This window comes from Xanthobacter sp. DMC12 (assembly GCF_056314105.1).
In genome coordinates this window covers 88,639-105,752 of sequence record NZ_JBQUYZ010000005.1, presented here as the reverse complement: position 1 = coordinate 105,752, position 17,114 = coordinate 88,639, and the positions used below count along the sequence as shown (strand labels likewise).

The 17,114-nt window shown below is 69.8% G+C and carries 15 protein-coding genes; 10 read left to right on the top strand and 5 right to left on the bottom strand.

Annotation, left to right across the window (positions count from 1 at the left end; translation table 11 throughout):
• The first annotated feature begins 73 nt into the window (after window positions 1–73).
• The gene (locus ACT535_RS18285; RefSeq protein WP_476365532.1) at window positions 74–1,285 is read left to right on the top strand and encodes an aromatic ring-hydroxylating oxygenase subunit alpha; all 1,212 of its coding nucleotides are present in this window, start codon (window positions 74–76) and stop codon (window positions 1,283–1,285) included.
• Here the strand turns inward: ACT535_RS18285 and alr are convergent.
• Both alr and ACT535_RS18275 read right to left on the bottom strand, forming a co-directional pair.
• The gene (gene alr / locus ACT535_RS18280; RefSeq protein ID WP_476365531.1) at window positions 1,270–2,442 is read right to left on the bottom strand and encodes an alanine racemase; all 1,173 of its coding nucleotides are present in this window, start codon (window positions 2,440–2,442) and stop codon (window positions 1,270–1,272) included. The two genes, ACT535_RS18285 and alr, sit on opposite strands and share 16 nt — an antisense overlap.
• Window positions 2,439–3,920: a replicative DNA helicase gene (locus tag ACT535_RS18275; RefSeq protein WP_476329408.1), complete on the bottom strand. Its 1,482-nt coding sequence runs from the start codon at window positions 3,918–3,920 to the stop codon at window positions 2,439–2,441. The genes alr and ACT535_RS18275 overlap by 4 nt, the downstream gene beginning before the upstream one ends.
• Before the next feature lie 295 nt (window positions 3,921–4,215).
• Between ACT535_RS18275 and ACT535_RS18270 the strand changes: the two genes are divergently transcribed.
• From ACT535_RS18270 to ACT535_RS18260, 3 genes are all read left to right on the top strand, one after another.
• Window positions 4,216–4,692 carry a hypothetical protein gene (locus ACT535_RS18270; RefSeq protein ID WP_476365530.1) on the top strand — a complete coding sequence of 159 codons (477 nt, stop codon included), beginning with the start codon at window positions 4,216–4,218 and terminating at the stop codon, window positions 4,690–4,692.
• A gap of 31 nt (window positions 4,693–4,723) precedes the next feature.
• Window positions 4,724–5,548, top strand: coding sequence for an alkaline phosphatase family protein (locus tag ACT535_RS18265; protein ID WP_476365529.1), 825 nt, complete (start codon window positions 4,724–4,726; stop codon window positions 5,546–5,548).
• 107 nt (window positions 5,549–5,655) lie between these two features.
• The gene (locus ACT535_RS18260; RefSeq protein WP_476365528.1) at window positions 5,656–6,432 is read left to right on the top strand and encodes a hypothetical protein; all 777 of its coding nucleotides are present in this window, start codon (window positions 5,656–5,658) and stop codon (window positions 6,430–6,432) included.
• A gap of 39 nt (window positions 6,433–6,471) precedes the next feature.
• On the opposite strand, the gene ACT535_RS18255 is transcribed toward ACT535_RS18260, so the two are convergent.
• The gene (locus ACT535_RS18255) at window positions 6,472–7,398 is read right to left on the bottom strand and encodes a diacylglycerol/lipid kinase family protein (RefSeq protein WP_476365527.1); all 927 of its coding nucleotides are present in this window, start codon (window positions 7,396–7,398) and stop codon (window positions 6,472–6,474) included.
• A gap of 104 nt (window positions 7,399–7,502) precedes the next feature.
• On the opposite strand from ACT535_RS18255, the gene ACT535_RS18250 reads away from it, so the two are divergent.
• The 5 genes from ACT535_RS18250 (at window position 7,503) to ACT535_RS18230 (ending at window position 11,527) form a co-directional block, all read left to right on the top strand.
• The gene (locus ACT535_RS18250; RefSeq protein ID WP_476365526.1) at window positions 7,503–7,904 is read left to right on the top strand and encodes a hypothetical protein; all 402 of its coding nucleotides are present in this window, start codon (window positions 7,503–7,505) and stop codon (window positions 7,902–7,904) included.
• Between the two features lie 177 nt (window positions 7,905–8,081).
• A complete protein-coding gene (locus ACT535_RS18245; protein WP_476365525.1) occupies window positions 8,082–9,488 on the top strand; it encodes a GGDEF domain-containing protein in 1,407 nt (468 codons plus the stop codon).
• A 271-nt stretch (window positions 9,489–9,759) separates the two neighbouring features.
• The gene (locus tag ACT535_RS18240) at window positions 9,760–10,275 is read left to right on the top strand and encodes a hypothetical protein (protein WP_168457598.1); all 516 of its coding nucleotides are present in this window, start codon (window positions 9,760–9,762) and stop codon (window positions 10,273–10,275) included.
• Window positions 10,260–10,862: a hypothetical protein gene (locus tag ACT535_RS18235; protein ID WP_168457599.1), complete on the top strand. Its 603-nt coding sequence runs from the start codon at window positions 10,260–10,262 to the stop codon at window positions 10,860–10,862. Before ACT535_RS18240 ends, ACT535_RS18235 begins: the two co-directional genes overlap by 16 nt.
• A 71-nt stretch (window positions 10,863–10,933) precedes the next feature.
• Window positions 10,934–11,527 (top strand): YcgN family cysteine cluster protein, encoded by a 594-nt coding sequence (locus ACT535_RS18230; RefSeq protein WP_476365524.1) that lies wholly within the window; start codon window positions 10,934–10,936, stop codon window positions 11,525–11,527.
• A 6-nt stretch (window positions 11,528–11,533) separates the two neighbouring features.
• Here the strand turns inward: ACT535_RS18230 and ACT535_RS18225 are convergent, their stop codons facing one another.
• Complete coding sequence (locus ACT535_RS18225; protein WP_476365751.1) at window positions 11,534–14,410, bottom strand: EAL domain-containing protein; 2,877 nt, start codon at window positions 14,408–14,410, stop codon at window positions 11,534–11,536.
• 414 nt (window positions 14,411–14,824) lie between these two features.
• Window positions 14,825–15,391 carry a hypothetical protein gene (locus ACT535_RS18220; RefSeq protein WP_168457602.1) on the bottom strand — a complete coding sequence of 189 codons (567 nt, stop codon included), beginning with the start codon at window positions 15,389–15,391 and terminating at the stop codon, window positions 14,825–14,827.
• A gap of 275 nt (window positions 15,392–15,666) precedes the next feature.
• On the opposite strand from ACT535_RS18220, the gene ACT535_RS18215 reads away from it, so the two are divergent.
• Complete coding sequence (locus ACT535_RS18215) at window positions 15,667–16,971, top strand: NAD(P)/FAD-dependent oxidoreductase (protein WP_476365523.1); 1,305 nt, start codon at window positions 15,667–15,669, stop codon at window positions 16,969–16,971.
• Window positions 16,972–17,114: the final 143 nt, after the last annotated feature.

Here is a 17,114-nt window from a genome sequence, read left to right as displayed (position 1 = left end):
CCAGATGGCGGGAGCGGGACACCTCTGCTAATCACCCTGCGCTGCCCTTTTCCGTGACGTCAGGGGATCGCCCGTGTTCCAAGACCCGTCGGTTCCTTCCCCTGCCGCCCCCGCCTCCGGCCAGCCCGCCGAATGGGTGCGCGCGGCCACCGATCCCGCCGCCTTCGCGGCGGAGCAGCAGGCGCTGGGGCGGGTGTGGACCTTTCTGTGCCTTGATGGCGAGGTGGGTGAGGACGGCCAGTGGTTCCGCACCGATCTTGGCGGGCGTTCCGTCTTCATCCAGCGTTTCGGCGACCGGCTGCGCGGCTTCGAGAATGTCTGCGCCCACCGCTTCCACCCCATCCGCCGCGAGCGGAGCGGGAAGGGCGCCATGGTCTGCGCCTTCCACCACTGGCGCTACAATGCCGAGGGGCAGGCGCTGGGCATCCCCGTCTGCGACGAGGCCTATGGCTGCCTGCCCAAGCAGCTTGGCGCGCATCTGAAGCCCATCGAGGTGGAGGCGTTCGCCGGCCTCGTGTTCGGGCGGTTTCCCGATCCGGACGGCGAGACCCTCGCGGACTTTCTCGGCGAGGCCGCGCCCATCCTCGCCGCGCTTTGCCCGCCCGGGCGCACCTTCACCCGCTTCGGCGGCGAGGTGCCGGCCAACTGGAAGTTCCTCACCCACGTGACGCTGGACGACTACCATATCGTCGCCGTCCACCCCTCCACCTTCGGTGCCAATGGCTATCTGAAGGCGAAGGAGGTCACCTATGCCCGCTTCGGCCGGCACAGCCTCTACACCACCGAGCCGGGGGACGACCCGGTGGCGGGCGTGCTCGCCGATTGCCGGGCGGGCACCTATCGCGCCCGCGACTATCTCATCGTGAACCTGTTCCCCACCTTCGGGGCGTCCCAGTTCCACACCATCGACCTGTTCGGCCGCTCCTATTATTCGGTCATGGTGCTGCGCTACGCGCCGCTGGCCCATGACCGGTCGCGGCTGGAGGGCTGGCTCATCCAGGGCCCCATCGCGCCGCCGCGGCCGGGGCTTCTGGGCGTCTTCGACCGTTTCGCGCAGAAAATGATCGCCCGCATCGTGCCCTTCTACGCGCGCCGCGTGCTCGCCGAGGACAATGCGGTGTGCGAGGGCCAGCAGAGCGTCGCCCGCCAGATCACCGAGGACCAGCGCCTGAGCCCCGCTTTCGAGAAGCGCATCGGCTGGTTCGAGGAGACCTATGCGGCGGAGCTGGCCGCCGCACGGGCACCGGTCGCCCCCAAGCGCGCCGCCCCTCAGCCGCCGATGTAGCGGCGGGCGTAGCGGGCGCCGAGGGAGGTCAGCACCTCGTAGCCGATGGTGCCGGAGCGGGCGGCGAGGTCGTCCACGCTGATGCCGTCGCCGAGGAACACGGCCACGTCGCCCCGCTGCACCGCGCCTTCGGGCAGGTCGGTGATGTCGAGGGTGGCGAGGTCCATGGAGACGCGGCCCACCAGATGGCAGCGCCGGCCGGCCACAATGGCCTCCACCCCCTTGGCGAGGTCGGAGGAGCCGGCGGCGCGGAACAGCCCGTCCGCATAGCCGATGGAGACGGTGGCGAGGCGGCTCGGCCGCTTCAGCCGCTCGGCGGCGCCGTAGCCCACCGTTTCGCCGGCCGCGACGGTGGAGATCTGGATGATCTTCACCTCCAGCCGCACCGCGGGACGCAGCGGCGGCACGCCGGTGATGGCGACGCCGCCATAGAGGAAGATGCCCGGACGGACCAGCTCGAAGCGGAAATCCCGCCCGAGCAGGGTGCCGGCGGAATTGGCCAGCGAGCCCGGCACGCCCCGGAAGCGGCGGATCACGTCGGCGAACACCGCGCGCTGGCGGGCGGTCAGCGCATGGCCGGGGGTGTCGGCGCAGGCGAGGTGGCTCATGACGAGGCTCGGCGTAAAGCCCAGCATCTTGCGCGTGCCGGCGAGCTGCACCGCCTCGTCCACCGAGAGGCCGAGCCGGTTCATGCCGGTATCCACATGAATGGCGGCGGGCAGGTCGGCGCCCCGCTCGCGGCAGAAGTCGCTCCATTCGGTGATCTCGGGCACCGAGCCGAGCACCGGCCGCAGGTTCGCCGCCACATGGTCGGCGGCGGTCCCCGGCAAGAGGCCGTTGAGCACGTGGATCACCGCCTCGGGCAGCAGCGCGCGCAGCTCCAGCGCCTCCTTGAAATGGGCGACGAAGAAGGTGCGGGCGCCGGCCTTCCACAGGGCCGGGGCGACGCGGTCGATGCCGAGGCCGTAGGCGTTGGCCTTCACCACCGCCGCGCATTCGGCGGGGGCGGCAAGCGCCGCAAGGGTGCGCCAGTTGTCGGCGATGGCGGAGAGATCGATGGTGAGAACAGCGCCCGCCTCGCGCTCCTCGCGCGCGGCCTGTTCTGCGGCAGCCTCGCTCGTGGCGGAGTCCTCCGGTGCCTGCGGTTCGCCGGTCAATGGCGATCCGGCAGGTGGTCCTCCCGCGCCAGGTTGGAGAAGCGGGTGAATTGCGGCTCGAAATGCACCTTCACCGTCCCGGTCGGACCGTGGCGCTGCTTTCCGATGATGATTTCGGCCGTGTTCTCGGCCGCCTTCATCTCGATCTCCCACTTGAACCACTCCTCTGTGCCGGGCTTCGGCTCCTTGCTCTTAAGATAGTACTCCTCCCGGTAAACGAACATGACCACGTCGGCGTCCTGCTCGATGGAGCCGGATTCACGCAGGTCCGACAGTTGGGGCCGCTTGTCGTCGCGGGCTTCCACCTGACGCGAGAGCTGGGACAGCGCCATGACCGGCACCTGCAGCTCCTTGGCGAGGGCCTTGAGGCCCGTGGTGATCTCGGTGATCTCCTGCACGCGGTTCTGCGACGACGCCTTGGACGAGCCGGACAGCAGCTGGAGATAGTCGATGACCATGAAGTCCAGCCCGCGCTGGCGCTTCAGCCGCCGCGCCCGCGCCACCAATTGGGCGATGGAGATGCCGCCGGTGTCGTCGATATAGAGCGGGATGGTCTGCATGGTCTGGGCGGCGGCGGCGAGCTTGGAGAACTCGCTCTCCGAGATGTCGCCGCGGCGGATCTTGTAGGAGGCGATCTCCGCCTGCTCGGCGAGGATACGGGTGGCGAGCTGCTCGGCCGACATTTCCAGCGAGAAGAAGCCCACCACGCCGCCGGAGACGGTTTCCGTCGAGCCGTCCGGCCGGGTCTCGCCGCGATAGGCGGCGGCGATGTTGAAGGCGATGTTGGTGGCAAGCGAGGTCTTGCCCATGGCCGGTCGGCCGGCGAGGATCACGAGGTCCGAGGGCTGAAGGCCGCCCATCTGGTGGTCGAGGTCGTCGAGGGCGGTGGCGATGCCGGAGAGGTGGCCGTCGCGCTGGAAGGCCTTGGAGGCCATGTCCACCGATTCGCGCAGCGCCTCGCCGAAGCGCTGGAAGCCGCCGTCGTAGCGGCCGGTCTCGGCGATCTCGTAGAGGCGCTTTTCCGCTTCCTCGATCTGGTCCTGCGGGGTGGCGTCCACCGGGGCGTCATAGGCCTCGTTGACGATCTCCTCGCCGATGCGGATCAGGTCGCGCCGCACCGAGAGGTCGTAGATGGTGCGGCCGTAATCTTCGGAATTGATGACGGTGGTCGCCTCCGCCGCCAGCCGCGCGAGGTATTGCGGGCCGGTGAGGCCGGCCACGTCCAGGTCGGCGGGCAGGAAGGTCTTGATGGTGACCGGGGTCGCGAGCTTTCCGGCCCGGATCAGCGCCGACGCCAGCTCGAAGATGCGGGCGTGGATGGGCTCGTAGAAATGGCGCGGCTCGAGGAAGTCGGAGACCCGGTAGAACGCCTCGTTGTTCACGAGGATGGCGCCCAGCAGGGCCTGCTCGGCCTCCACATTGTGGGGCGCCTGGCGATAGGCGGGTTCGAGGTCGCCCTTGTCCGACAGGTCGAGCATGAAGTCGGCAGTCCCCTGAGTGGGCAATTCTTGGGTTTGGGAAGGTGGTGTAGCAAGATCGAATGCCCCTGCGCCAGCAGCGCGCGGGCGGATTTTTCCCCCGTGGATGACAGTGGGGATAACGGGCAAAGAGCCGCCGGCTAATGGTGGAGGGCCGGCGCCGTGGCGGACACCGGCGCGACGCAGCTTGAACGAGGCCGAAACCGAGCCCCTGCGCGGATTTCGCGCGGTTCTCTTTGCCAGCGGACGCAAGGTGCGCTACAGGCTTGCCCCGGCGGCACTGAGGGGAAAAGTGATGCGTTCTGTCCAGTCCGGAACGTCGCGGTCCGCCGCGCGTGCGGTGCGCGTGCTGTGCGCGCGGGTGTTGATGGCGGCCGTTGTCGTGCCGACTGTTCTGGCACCGTCCCTTCTCGCGCCGTCCGTGGCCGTTGCCCAGGGAGATCCGCTGGCGCCGCCGTCCGACCTCGGCGCGGGGCCGCTGCCGGTGCCTGTCGACGGCACCGCCATCTACGGCCAGAACCAGCCGCCGCCGGAAGGCTACATGGCTGTTCCCGTGCCGCCCTCCACCTGCTCGGGCGTCCGCCAGGTGGTGAACTCGCAGGGCTTCATCCTCATCCCCACCGGCGGAGGCAACGCGCAGCGCTATGTGCGCGACCAGCGCTTCTGCCAGGACGACCAGACCACCAAGCCGGCCTGGATGCCCACCTCCGACAATCCCCGTTGCTTCGTCGGCTATACGTGCGGCGAGGCCAATAATGATGGCGGCAACTGAAGCCACCCCTTTCTGAGAGCGTCGGCCGCCCATGCGTGTCACCCCTGACAGCGTTCTCTTCGTCACGATCGATTCCTGCCGTTACGACACCTTCGTGGCGGCGGCCGCGCCTGCCATGAAGAAGGTCTCCGCCCTCTACCGGGCGCAGGCGCCGGCGCATTTCACCTATGCCTCCCACGCCGCCATGTTCGCGGGCTTCACCCCCGGCGTGGCGGAGCTGGCGACGCCGTTCCTGAACCCGAAGTTCGCGCGGCTGTTCCGGCTCGACCGGGCCGGGGCGGCGGGCCACGCGCGGCCGGGCTTCTCGGTGAGCGGCACCGACATCGTGGATGGCTTCCGCAATGCCCGCTACGCCACCATCGGCGCGGCGGCCATGGGCTGGTTCGATCCGAAGACGCCGGTTTCCAAGAAGCTCACCGGCAGTTTCGAGCAGTTCCTGTTCACCGGCGACAAGGGCATCGCCACGCAGATCGCCTTCATCGAGAAGCAGGCGGCGCGGGAGACGCGGCGCGACCTGTTCGTCTTCCTCAATGTGGGCGAGACCCACGTGCCCTATTATTTCGAGGGCGCGCCCTGGGACCGCACCGACAATCCCTGCCTGCCGTTCCAGAAGGTGGACCGCTCGGCCGAGTGCCGTGAGCGCCAGCGCCTGTGCTGCGAATATGTGGACCGCAAGCTCGCCCCGCTGCTGGAGCGTTTCGCCGACGCCACCATCGTCCTGTGCGGCGACCACGGCGATTGCTGGGGCGAGGACGGATTGTGGGAGCACGGCATCGCCCACCCCATGACGCTCACCGTGCCCCTCCTCATCCGCTACCGCGGCCGGCCGGTGGAGAATCTGCCGGCCCTGTGGTGATGCTGCATCCAAAGATTGCAGTGTTGTAGATGTGAAATTCTTGATTGTAGGCGCCCGCGTTCGCTGCGCATGATGCCCGCAGGGGATCATCACGCGAGGGGGCGCGCATGACGACGAGAGCCATCTACATCTGGAAGCTCGGTCCGGTGGTGGCGGCCGAGGGGTCGGTGACGAAGCTCGTTGAGAAGGCGCGGCGGGCGCGCATCTCGGCCCTGTGGGTCAAGATCGCCGACGGGGCATCCGAATATGCCAACGTCACGACCGATGGCCGGGCCTTTGCCGATCTCATCGCCCGCTGCGCTGAAAAGGGCATCGATGTCCATGGCTGGCACGTGCCCCATTGCGCGGACCGGGCCGCCGTGGGGCGGGAGGTGACCGCGGTCGCCGGCGTGCTGGGGCGGCTGCCGCTGGCCGGGCTCATCATGGATGCGGAGGGCGGCGACGCCTTCTTCCAGGGTGGCAAGGAGGAGGCGGACGCCTATGGCGCTGCCATGCGCGCCCTCGCCGACCAGCACGGCATCGGGCTCGCCATCTCCAGCAACGACATGCCCGGCAAGCTCGACGGCTGGCTGCCGAAGTTCAACAAGATCGCCAGCCACGCCACCATCAACTCTCCCCAAGTCTATTACGGCAGCAGCCCGAGCGTGCTCAACCGGCTGGAGCGGGCGGAGGCCGCCAATGCCCATGTCACCCTGCCGTTCGCGCCGGTGGGCGCGGCGTGGATCGGCGACGACGGCGGCTGCGCCTCCGGCTCCGCCTGTGCCGAGCGGGCGGCCGCGTTCATCGCGCTGGTCCACAAGCGCGGCTACCCGCTCTACAGCTTCTGGCACTGGGGCGGGGCGCCGCTGGCCTTCTGGGAAGTGCTCAACACCACGCCGCCATGAGGCCGGGCGCCGGGGTCACGTCATCCCGTCTTTGACCTTTCAGGTCACGTCGTCGCGCTGTTGCACCTCCCGCTCATGCGCCTGCCATTGCAGCGCGGAGGGCGGCACCAGCAGGCTCAGGGCGGCGGGGGCGAGGGCGTAGCGCAGCGGCAGACTTTCGCGCGTCACCTCGCCATCGGTCGCCACCCACGCGCGGCGGCGCCGGCCATGGATGGTCACGCGCCGCGCCGAGAAGGAATGGATGCCCGGCGCCCCGCGCCAGGCGTCCACCAGCACCTCGGCCCCGGTGCGCAGCCGGGCGAGGGTGCCGCGATCCTCCGCCACCAGCACCTCCAACTGCCCGCCATCGAGCCGCGAGCGGTGCCAGCCCGAGGCGTCGAAGGCGTTCACCGTGACGAGGGCGGCATAGGCGTCGATGGATTCGCGCGCGCCCGCCACCTCCACCTCCAGCGACATCCGCCCGGAGCGGAACACCGCCCGCCCCAGCGCCATGAACCAGCCGAAGGCGCGGCCGCGGTCGCGCAACTGTTCCCGCGCCATGGCCATCTGGCTGAAGAAGCCGACCCCCGACACCCCATGGAAGGGGCGGCCATTGAGGGTGCCGAGATCGACCCGCATGGGCTTGGCGTCATGCAGCGCCTCCAGCGCGCCCATCAGGTCGCGCGGCAGGCCGATGTCGTAGGCGAGGAGGTTCATTGTGCCGAGCGGCAGCACGCCGAGGGTCACATCGGTGTTGGCGAACACCGACGCGGCATAGGAGACGGTGCCGTCGCCGGCACCCACCACCACCGTGTCGTAGCCCTCGCGCGGGGCCGAGGCGATGGCCGCGGCCATGGCGTCGCCCTCCGCCACCACCACGTCCACGTCGAGGTCGGGCCGTGTCAGGGCATCGTCCACGATGGCGCGCACCTTGTCGGGGCCCATGTCGTGGACGGTTCCCGCTTTGGCATTGAGTACGACCCGCATTCGCCGCATCGTGCATCCTCCAGACCGGCACAAGCGTTGGCGCAGCCGGGTGGTTCCCTTTCGCCTGCCGCTCCGGTGTCGCGGGCGCCGATCCGAGGTGCATCATGTCCACCGCCCCCACCGGAGCAAAGGGCTCCTATATCTTCCGGCTGCGCGCGGGCCTCCTGGTGCTCGCCGTCTCGGTGCTGCTGTGCTGGGTGGGCGGTCACTTCGTCGCCCGCCAGTTCGGCCTCGGCCTCGGCTGGGCGATCCTGATCGCCCTCGCCATCTGGGTGGGCGTCGGCATCGTCATCGCCCGGCTGGACAGCCGCATCTATTACGGTGTGGCCCTGGCGGTGACGTTGCTCCTCGGCTACCTCGTCTACGACTTCACCCGCTCGGCGCTGGACTGGTCGAACGCGGTGGCCCTCACCCTCGCGGTTCTGGCGACGGCGCTGCTCGCCTTCACCTTCCACGATTTCCGCCGGCTGAAGCACGAGCTGCGCCTGTGGGCCTACCGTCGGTAGCGCTATCTTGTTTTGCATTGCAGCGGGTTGCGCACCGCACAGTGCCTGGCTCAGGCTTGACTTTCGGTGAGGGGCGCCATCCAAGTAGGCGCAGGGCGGGGCATGCGACCTAGGGTGGCGGGCGGCTGTGTCGCCTCCTGATGGCTCGCCCGGTGTCCGGGCGACTGTGGACTGAGCATGTCGGACGGGCGCCTCTACATCTTTGCCGGACCCATCGTCTCGCTGCTGATCGCGATGGTGTTCCTGCTGGTCTGGCTGCATGACCGCGGGCGCCGCTGCGGGCTCTATTTTGCGTCCGCCTTCTGCGCCTATGCCCTCGCGGCGCTCATCCAGATCACCGGCTTTCCCCGTGGCGTCGGCCCCAATACCGTGGTCTCGGTCATCATCTACACCTTCGCCGTGCTCACCATGGTCGAGGGCGTGCTGGTGCGGTTCGGCCGCGCCGGATCGGGCACGCTGCTGCTGGTGCTTGCCTGCGCCATCGTCGCGCTGGTGTTCTACTTCTTCTATTTCGACCGCGATCTCGTCGCCCGCATCTATGTGCAGAATTTCGGCTACGGCCTCATGTTCGTGGTCGCGGCGGTGCAGATGTTCGCCATCGAGCGGCGGCGGCCCATCGACCGGCTGCTGTTCTGGACCTTCCTGGTGTTCGGCCTGCACTTCTTCATCCGCACCGGCCTGACCATGCAGATGTCCGGCGACCTCTACGAGATCGACCGGATGCGGGAGGCCGGGGCCGACCCCTCCGACCTGTCCGCATTGTTCCGCGCGACGCCGTTCTGGCAGGTGCTGAATTTCTCCCTGCTCATCAGCGGCCTGCTGCTCGCCCTCGCCCTGCTCGGCTCCATCGCCGCGGACGCCATCGACGAGATCCGCCGGGAGGGCCGCACCGATGCCCTCACCGGGCTCGGCACCCATCGCGATTTCATGGAGCGGGCGGCCGACATCCTGGCCGATCCCGGTGCGCAGCCCGTGACCCTCATTTCCTGCGACGTGGACCGTTTCGAGGAGATCAACGACGGCTTCGGCCATGGCTCCGGCGACCGGCTGCTCGCCGTCCTCGGCGGCCTGATCCTGCAGGAGACCACCCCGCGCGATGCGGCGGCGCGCATGGGCGGGGACGAGTTCATGGTGCTGCTGGCGCGGACCAATCGCGTCGGCGCCTCCCGCGTCGCCGAGCGGCTGCGCTCGGAAATCGAGTTCGCCCGCCTCTCGGTGCTGCCGCCCCACGCCACGGTCACGGCCAGTTTCGGCGTGGCCGAGCGGCGGCCCGGCGACAACCTGGACAGCCTGATCCGCCGCGCCGGCGGCCTTCTGGCGGCGGCCAAGCGCGAGGGACGCGGCGGCCTCGTCACCGATGCGCCCCTCGGCGACAGCCGGGACGAAGAGACCCAACACGACGAGGTCCAACACGACGAGGTCCAACAAGGCGAGGTCCAAGTGGCCGAAAACTGGCAGGACGAGACCCGCCAGGAGCCGTCGGACACGGACGCTGCCCCTCCGCCCGCGGTGGATGCGCAGGCGGATGCCGCGGCCCCTGCCGACCGGCCCCTTCCGATGGAAAACAGGCGGCGCGCCCCCTGAACGGCTCCGCTTGATCTGGATCAACGTCCGCCTGCGGCCCGCTGCCTAGCTTTCCCCCATAACCATCGGGGGAAACCATGCCTGCACAGACCGCCATCTGGCTCACCGTCATCGTCACCGCCTTCGGTGGCTTCGCGCTGGCCCTCGCCTGGGCCGATCGCTACACGGCCGGCGGCAAGCGCTGATCCTGCGCGGTCCGGCTCCGCTCGCGTTGCAGGCCGCTCGGCCCATGGCTTAGTCTGCCCCTGCGGCACATGCCCGGGGGCGCGCCATGATGGGATGTTCAAGGGACACGTCGTGCGCACCGCGCGGGCGGGGCGGTCGTCGCGCGCTGGCGGTGCTGGCGCAGGCGCAAATACTGGTGCTCGTGCTCGGCTCCGCTGCGGCCCATGCCACTGGCACGCTGGATTGCAGCATCGACGATGCGGCGGTGGCCTTCGATGCGCAGACGGCCTTCTCCCACGGCATGGGCGGCAGCTTCAACAATTTCCGCGCCGTGCTGGAGCTGAAGCCGGCCGCCAAGGCCGGACCCGCATCCAAGCTGGAGCTGGATGGCGAGGCGCTGGTCCACCACTGGTTCCACGCCAGCGAGGTGCGCCTTCACCTCTATCGCGAGCTTCCCGACCCCAAGGCCGGCGCCGCCGAGTTGGTGATCGAGACCCGGGCGAAGGACAAGGACGCCGAGAGTTTCGCCGGCCGCTATGTGCTCACCCTCACCACGGTGGATGCGGACGGCAAGGAAAAGACCCGCACGCTGAAGGGACGCGCCACATGCTCCGCCGGCTGATCGCCGTTGTTCCGTTCGCCATCGCCTTGCTGCCGTCGCTCGCCCCGGCTGCGGACCCGCTGCCGCCCTTCGCCTGCACCGGGCCGTTCGCTCCTGACACCGACGAGGCGGCGCTGATCCGCACGTTCGGGCGCGCCAACGTGGTGTTCCGCAGCGTGCCCGCCGCCGAGGGCGAGATGGTGAAGGCCACCGTCCTGTTTCCCGAGGACAAGTCGCGCCGGGTGGAGATCATCTGGCTCGACGACAAGAAGCGGCGGCGGCCGGGCGACGTGATCGTCCACGACCCCGGCCCCTGGCGCACGGCCGAGGGCATCGGCGTCGGCGCGACGCTGGCCGAGGTGGAGGCGGCGAACGGCAAGCCCTTCACCCTCTCCGGCTTCGGCTGGGACTATGGCGGCTCGGTGCTGGACTGGGACGGAGGCCGTCTCGCCAAGACCGCTGGCTGCCGGCTGCAACTGCGGTTCGAGCCGCCCGGCTCCTATGAGGGCGATGTGGACGGCGACCGGGAGTTCCGCTCCGACAACAAGGACATGCGGGCGGCGAAGCCCGTCGTCTACCAGATGGTGCTGTCCTACGGCGGCGAGTGAGCGCCCCTTCGCGAGTGAGCGCTCCTTCGCGAGTGAGGGACTTGCCGCCGTCCCTGTGCTAAAGGGGCGGCATGTCGCCCCCCGCCAGATCCCGGCCCGAGCAGCCCGCCGCCGACGCCGCGCCCGCGCCGTTCTGGCGGACCAAGACCCTCGCCACCATGACGGTGGAGGAGTGGGAGAGCCTCTGCGACGGCTGCGGCCGCTGCTGCCTCGTGAAGCTCGAGGACGAGGACACGGGCGCGATCGCCTATACCGACGTCGCCTGCCGCCTGTTCGACGCCGGCTCCTGCCGCTGCAGCGATTATCCCAACCGCTCGGACATCGTGGCTGACTGTGTGCGCCTCACCCCCGAAGCGGTGGAGAGCATCGGCTGGCTGCCGCCCACCTGCGCCTACCGGCTGGTGCGCGAGGGCAAGGATCTGCCGTTCTGGCATCCTTTGGTCTCGGGCACGCCGGAAACGGTGGTCAGCGCCGGCATCTCGGTGAAGGGCCGGGTGGCGGGGCTGGAGAGCGCGTTCGGCCTGTTCGAGCTGGTGGACCACATCGTCAACTGGCCGGCCCGCTGGCCGCGCGGCGCCAAGGGGGCACAGGCGCCCGCGAAACGGGACCGCCTGCGGGCGAAACCGGGCACGACAAAGCCGGACCTGTCCGATACGGGGGCCTGAGCGGGCCTATTCGGCCGCCGCGCCGGTCTTCTTCTTGCGGGTCTCCACCGGCGCCGGCTCGATGAGGTGGCGGCATTCCTCGGCGGTGAGCGGCTCGCCGAACACCACGCCCTGACCGTATTCGCAGCCGAAGCGGGTCATCTCGGAGGCTTCCGCCTCCTTCTCCAGCCCCTCGGCCATCACGTCCATGCCAAGGTCGTGGGCAAGGTCGATCATGGCGCCGACGATCACCGGGCGGGCGGCACGGGACGGCCCCTTGGCCACCGAGCGCACGAAGCGCGGGTCGATCTTCACGCTGTCGAAGGGGAAGCGCTGGAGATAGGCGAGGGAGGAGTAGCCGGTGCCGAAATCGTCGAGGCACAGGCCCGCGCCCAGCTCGCGCATGCGGCCCAGCACCACGGCGGCATATTCCGGGTTTTCCATCACCAGACCCTCGGTGACTTCCAGCTTCAGCGAGCCGGGCGCCACCGTGTTGCGGGCGAGCACGGATTTCAGGTCCTGGATCAGGTCGTGCCGCAGCAACTGGCGGGACGAGACGTTGACGTGCATGAACAGCGGCGGGTCCACGCGCAGCAGGCGCTGCCACTGGCCAAGCTGGCGCGCCGCGCGGTCGAGCACGAACAGCCCGAGGTCGAGGATGAGCCCTGTCTCCTCGGCCAGCAGGATGAATTCGGAGGCGGCCAGCTCGCCGAGGCGCGGGTGGTTCCAGCGCATATAGGCCTCGAAGCCGCCGATGGCCCGGTCGCCGAGGCGCACGATGGGCTGGTAGCGGACCGAGATCTGCTCCTTCTCCAGCGCCTCGCGCAGCTCCTGCTCCAGCACCACGCGGTCGATCTTCTGCTGGCGCATGGCCGGGCGGAACACCTCGATGCGGTCGCCGCCGATGCGCTTGGCGTAATACATCGCCAGCTCGGCGTCTTTGAGCACCTCGTCGCGCTTCACCTGGTCCGGGCCGGACAGGACGAGGCCGATGGAGGCGGTGACGAACACCTCCCGGTCGGCGAAGGCGATGGGCGCGCGCAGCGAGCGGCGGAGCGTGTCGGCGAAGGTGGTGATGCGCTCGGCGTCGCGCTCGGACATGAGGATGATGCCGAACTGGTCGCCGGAGATGCGGGCGAGCGTATCCTGCGGCTTCAGAAGCCGCGTCATGCGGCGGGCGACGGTGAGGAGGATCGAATCCGCCACCGCCATGCCGACCTGCACGTTGAGCTGCTTGAAGCGGTCGAGGTCGATGACCATCACCGTCGGCTTCACCTTGTCGTCGAGGCGGGCAGCGACAAGGGCCTGGTGCAGGCGGTCGAGGAACAGTTCGCGGTTGGGCAGGCCGGTGAGGTTGTCGCGCACCGCGTCGTGCAGCAGGCGCTCGGCGGCGATGCGCTCGCCGGTCACGTCGGTGAGGGTGCCGATGCAGCGCACCACTTCGCCGTCCGCGCCCACCACCGGGCGGGCCTTGAGGTTGAAGGTGAGATAGTGGCCGTCGATGGCGCGCAGGCGGAAATCCTGGTCGATGCGGCCGCGGCGCTGGTCGATGATGCCGTCGAGCGTGGCGCGGAAGCGGTCGCGGTCGGCGGGGTGCAGCACCTCCAGCCAGCCGGCGGCCTCGGTCTCCAGCGAATGGCGCTTCAGGCCCAGCGCCTCCTCGGCCTCGGGGGAGGTGTAGATGCGGTCGGTGTCCACATCCCAGTCCCACACGATCAGGCCGGAGCCTGCCAGCGCCAGCGCGCGGCGCTCCAGCTCGGAGGTCGAGCCCTGAATGCCGCCGATTCCGGCGAAGGCGTGCTGCATCACCGTGAAGCCGATGAGCATGACGATGAGCACGAGGCCGCCCGACAGCGCCGGGGCGGCGAGATCGTTGGTGACGAAGCCGGCCACGGTGAGGCCCGCCATCATCACCCACACCACCAGCAGCGACCAGGTGGGGATGATGAGCACCGCGCGGTCGAAGCCGTGCTGCGACAGCCAGATCACCACGCCGAAGCCGGCCACCGCAACGGCGAGCAGCGAGAGGCGGGCGATGCCCGCCGCCACCGGCGCATCGAGCAGCGCCACCACCACCAGGGCGGCGAGGAAGACCAGCCAGCCGGCGGCGACGTGGACATAGCGCACATGCCAGCGGTTGAGGTTGAGATAGGCGAACAGGAAGACGAGGAGCGTCGCGGTCAGGATCGCCTCGCCCGCCGCCCGCCAGAACTGCTCGGCGATGGGGGAGAGGCCGAACACCTTGGACCAGAAGGCGAAGTCGAGGCCGATATAGCCGAGCACCGCCCAGGCCAGCGCCGCGGCGGCCGGGAACATCACCGAGCCCTTCACCACGAACAGGATGGTGAGGAACAGGGCGAGCAGGCCGGCGATGCCGATGACGATGCCGTGGTAGAGGGTGAAGGCGTTCACCCGGTCCTTGTAGGCGTCCGGCTCCCACAGATAGAGCTGCGGCAGCGTGGGGGAGCCGAGTTCGGCCACGAACGTGACCGTGGAGCCGGGGTCGAGGGTGATGAGGAAGACGTCCGCATCCGGCGCCGACTGCCGTTCCGGCTTGAAGCCCTGGCTCGGCGTCAGCGAGAGGATGCGTCGGTTGCCGAGGTCGGGCCAGAACAGGCCGGAGCCCGACATGCGGTAGTGCGGCGCGACGATGAGGCGGTCCACCTGCTCGTCGGTGTTGTTGGTGAGGGCGAAGGCGATCCACTCGCCATGGCTGCGCCCGTCGGAGGTCGGCACCTCGATGCGGCGCACGACGCCCTCGGCATCGGGCGCGGTGGAAATCTGGAAGCGGCCGTCCTCGGTGGTCTGGCGCTCGACGGCGGGCAGCAGGTCCACCACCTTGGCATCGAGCCGCAGCGCAATCGCCTCCATCGCCCGCGCGCTGCCGGTGAGCGCACTGAGCATGAGGAGGAGCGCCACGGGCAGAGCGAGGACGCCGGCGAGAAACGACCGCAAATTCAGGTCTCCGCATCCGGCATGGAACCGGACCGATCAGCCTTGGAACATGCCCGACGCCGGATGCGCCGCGCATCGATCTGGCGCGGCCCTGCGACGGACGCTGGTTTCACCTTGGGGCAATCAGGATGGGAAACGCCACCACGATACGCACGCACCACGAAACACGTCACTTTAGGTCAACCGCGCCGGCCCAGGTCGAACAGGCCGCGCCGCGGTCCACACCGTGATTCATCTATCCAAGCGTTGCGGCCGGAGCAAGGCGCACGCGCTCCCTGGCATCGTTCCAGACTGGATGAGGGGCCCCGGAACGACGATGCGCGCCCTTGGGGGGCGCGCATCGCGGATCGGGGGCGTGTTCGCTCAGAAAAAGCGGCGGGCGGCGTCGCGATCCTCGGCGAGGGGCGCGGGCTCGCGCGAGAGGCGGGCGGCCTCCTCGCGGCGCACATATTCGGAGAACGGGTCGAGGGCGGCTTCCACCGCTTCCTCGGCCTGGGCCGAGACCACTTCCAGCGGCTGCGCCTGCGCCGGGCGGGCGACGGGGGCGGCGGACGCCTCCACCGGAACGGCGCGGTCGGAATCGGTGGTGCGGGACGCCTTGGCGTCGAGCCACGGCAGCGGATAGGGCGAGGCGATGAAGGCCACGCCGTCTTCCTGCTCCCAGGCGATCATGTGGACGGCCTCTTCGGCCGGCATGCCGGGCAGGGAGAACATCTGCGGGATCTCCCGCGCGGTGCCGCTCCAGCCGATGGTGTAGGCCAGCTGGAAGGCTTCGTCGAGGAAGGCGGTCACGGCCGCGAGGCGGTCGGCGCGAAGCGACTGGGTGAAGTCCACATCCAGAAGACGGCGCAGGTACGCCTCCACGCTGTCACCGGCCGCCCACTGGGAGCCGGAGGCGAACTGGTAAACATAGACGCGCGGATTAGCCATCACGCAGCTCCGAATAACCTCAACTGGGCGCCCCTCATATCAAAGGAGCCCAGGAAACACAAAAGTGCGTCCAAAGACCATGCGCCATGCCGGTTGAATGGCAACTAGGCCGGCGCCGTGTTCTCCTTGCGGGAGGGAGGTACGCACTGGCGGCGGAGGTCCGATCCATCTGAAGGAACCCCGATCCATCGTGACGCTGCGATGGTTAATTCTTCGTTGCCGTCCGCCGGACGCAAGGTCATGCCTGCGGCCGGGCGATATTGTAGAAAGAGGACATGCAGCTGCCTCCCGCCCCCGGCATCGATCCGAAAAGCCATGGCCTGTGGGCGATGACCGCCCCGCCGCCGCCCGAAACCGCGCCGCTCGCCGGTACCGCGCGCACCGATGTCGCCGTGGTGGGCGCCGGCTATACCGGCCTTTCCGCCGCCCTCCGGCTGGCCGAGGCAGGGGCGCGGGTGACGGTGCTGGAGGCGGCCGGCATCGGCTCCGGCGGGGCGGGGCGCAACGTGGGCCTCGTCAATGCCGGGCTCTGGGTGATGCCCGACGACATCGTGGCCACCCTCGGCACCGAGAAGGGGGAGGGTCTGCTCGCGCTCCTCGGCGGGGCGCCGGCGGAGGTGTTCGCCCTCGTCGCCCGCCACGCCATCGCCTGCGAGGCGACGCCGAACGGCACGCTCCATTGCGCCGTGGGTCGCGCCGGGCAGGCCGAGATCGCGGCCCGCGCCGCCCAGTGGCAGGCGCGCGGCGCCCCGGTGCGCCTGCTCGATGCGGACGCGGCCCGCGCGGCCATCGGCGGCGGCACCTATCGCGGCGCGCTGCTGGACGAACGCGCCGGCACCATCCAGCCCCTCGCCTATGCCCGCGGCCTCGCCCGCGCGGCGCTGGCCGCCGGAGCGGTCATCCACACGGCAAGCCCCGTGCGGGCGGCGGAGGAGACGGCCGGCGGCTGGGTGCTGCGGACGGACGGCGGCACGCTGGCGGCGGACTGGATCATCGTCGCGACCGACGCCTACAGCTTCGGGCCGTGGGAGCGCCTCGCCCGCGAGCAGGTGCCGCTGCCCTATTTCAACTTCGCCACCCCGCCGGTGCCGGACGCCCTGCGCGGGCGCATCCTCCCCGACCGGCAGGGCATCTGGGACACACGGCAGGTGCTCACGTCCTTGCGCTATGACGCGGCCGGGCGGCTGGTGTTCGGCAGCATCGGTGCGCTCACCGTGGAGGCGGGCGTGCATGAAGCCTATGCCCGGCGCGCGCTGGCGCGGCTGTTCCCGGAGCTGCCGCCGGCGCCGTTCGAGGCCGGCTGGTTCGGCACCATCGGCATGACGGACGACGCCCTGCCCCGCTTCCGACGCCTCGCCCGCAACGTCGTCTCCCTCAGCGGCTACAACGGCCGCGGCATCGGCCCGGGCACGGTGTTCGGCCGGCTGCTGGCGGATGTGGTGCTGGGGCGGACGCGCGCGGAAGACGTGCCGCTGCCGGAGCGGGAGGTTGCCGTCCCCCGCTGGCGCGCCGCGCAGGCGGCGTTCTATGCGGCCGGCTCGGCGGCGGCGCATCTGGTGGGGGAGCGGCTGCCGGGCTGAGGGACAGTTCCCTTCTGCCCTTGATGGAGAAGATGGATCGCGGCGGAGACGCGAGACGGATGAGGGGTGTGGTGCCTTTTGGTCGGTCGTGGCGAGGGGGTCAGGACCGACCCCTCACCCCCGGCCCCTCTCCCGGTCGAACT

Coding starts and splice junctions, on each gene's coding strand:
- ACT535_RS18275 (WP_476329408.1), bottom strand. CDS start 3,920: ATGCTCGACCTGTCGGACAAGGGCGACCTCGAACCCGCCTATCGCCAG.
- ACT535_RS18240 (WP_168457598.1), top strand. CDS start 9,760: ATGATGGGATGTTCAAGGGACACGTCGTGCGCACCGCGCGGGCGGGGC.
- ACT535_RS18235 (WP_168457599.1), top strand. CDS start 10,260: ATGCTCCGCCGGCTGATCGCCGTTGTTCCGTTCGCCATCGCCTTGCTG.
- ACT535_RS18250 (WP_476365526.1), top strand. CDS start 7,503: ATGTCCACCGCCCCCACCGGAGCAAAGGGCTCCTATATCTTCCGGCTG.
- ACT535_RS18215 (WP_476365523.1), top strand. CDS start 15,667: ATGCAGCTGCCTCCCGCCCCCGGCATCGATCCGAAAAGCCATGGCCTG.
- ACT535_RS18255 (WP_476365527.1), bottom strand. CDS start 7,398: ATGCGGGTCGTACTCAATGCCAAAGCGGGAACCGTCCACGACATGGGC.
- ACT535_RS18265 (WP_476365529.1), top strand. CDS start 4,724: ATGCGTGTCACCCCTGACAGCGTTCTCTTCGTCACGATCGATTCCTGC.
- ACT535_RS18245 (WP_476365525.1), top strand. CDS start 8,082: ATGTCGGACGGGCGCCTCTACATCTTTGCCGGACCCATCGTCTCGCTG.
- ACT535_RS18220 (WP_168457602.1), bottom strand. CDS start 15,391: ATGGCTAATCCGCGCGTCTATGTTTACCAGTTCGCCTCCGGCTCCCAG.
- ACT535_RS18225 (WP_476365751.1), bottom strand. CDS start 14,410: ATGCTCAGTGCGCTCACCGGCAGCGCGCGGGCGATGGAGGCGATTGCG.
- ACT535_RS18270 (WP_476365530.1), top strand. CDS start 4,216: ATGCGTTCTGTCCAGTCCGGAACGTCGCGGTCCGCCGCGCGTGCGGTG.
- ACT535_RS18260 (WP_476365528.1), top strand. CDS start 5,656: ATGACGACGAGAGCCATCTACATCTGGAAGCTCGGTCCGGTGGTGGCG.
- ACT535_RS18230 (WP_476365524.1), top strand. CDS start 10,934: ATGTCGCCCCCCGCCAGATCCCGGCCCGAGCAGCCCGCCGCCGACGCC.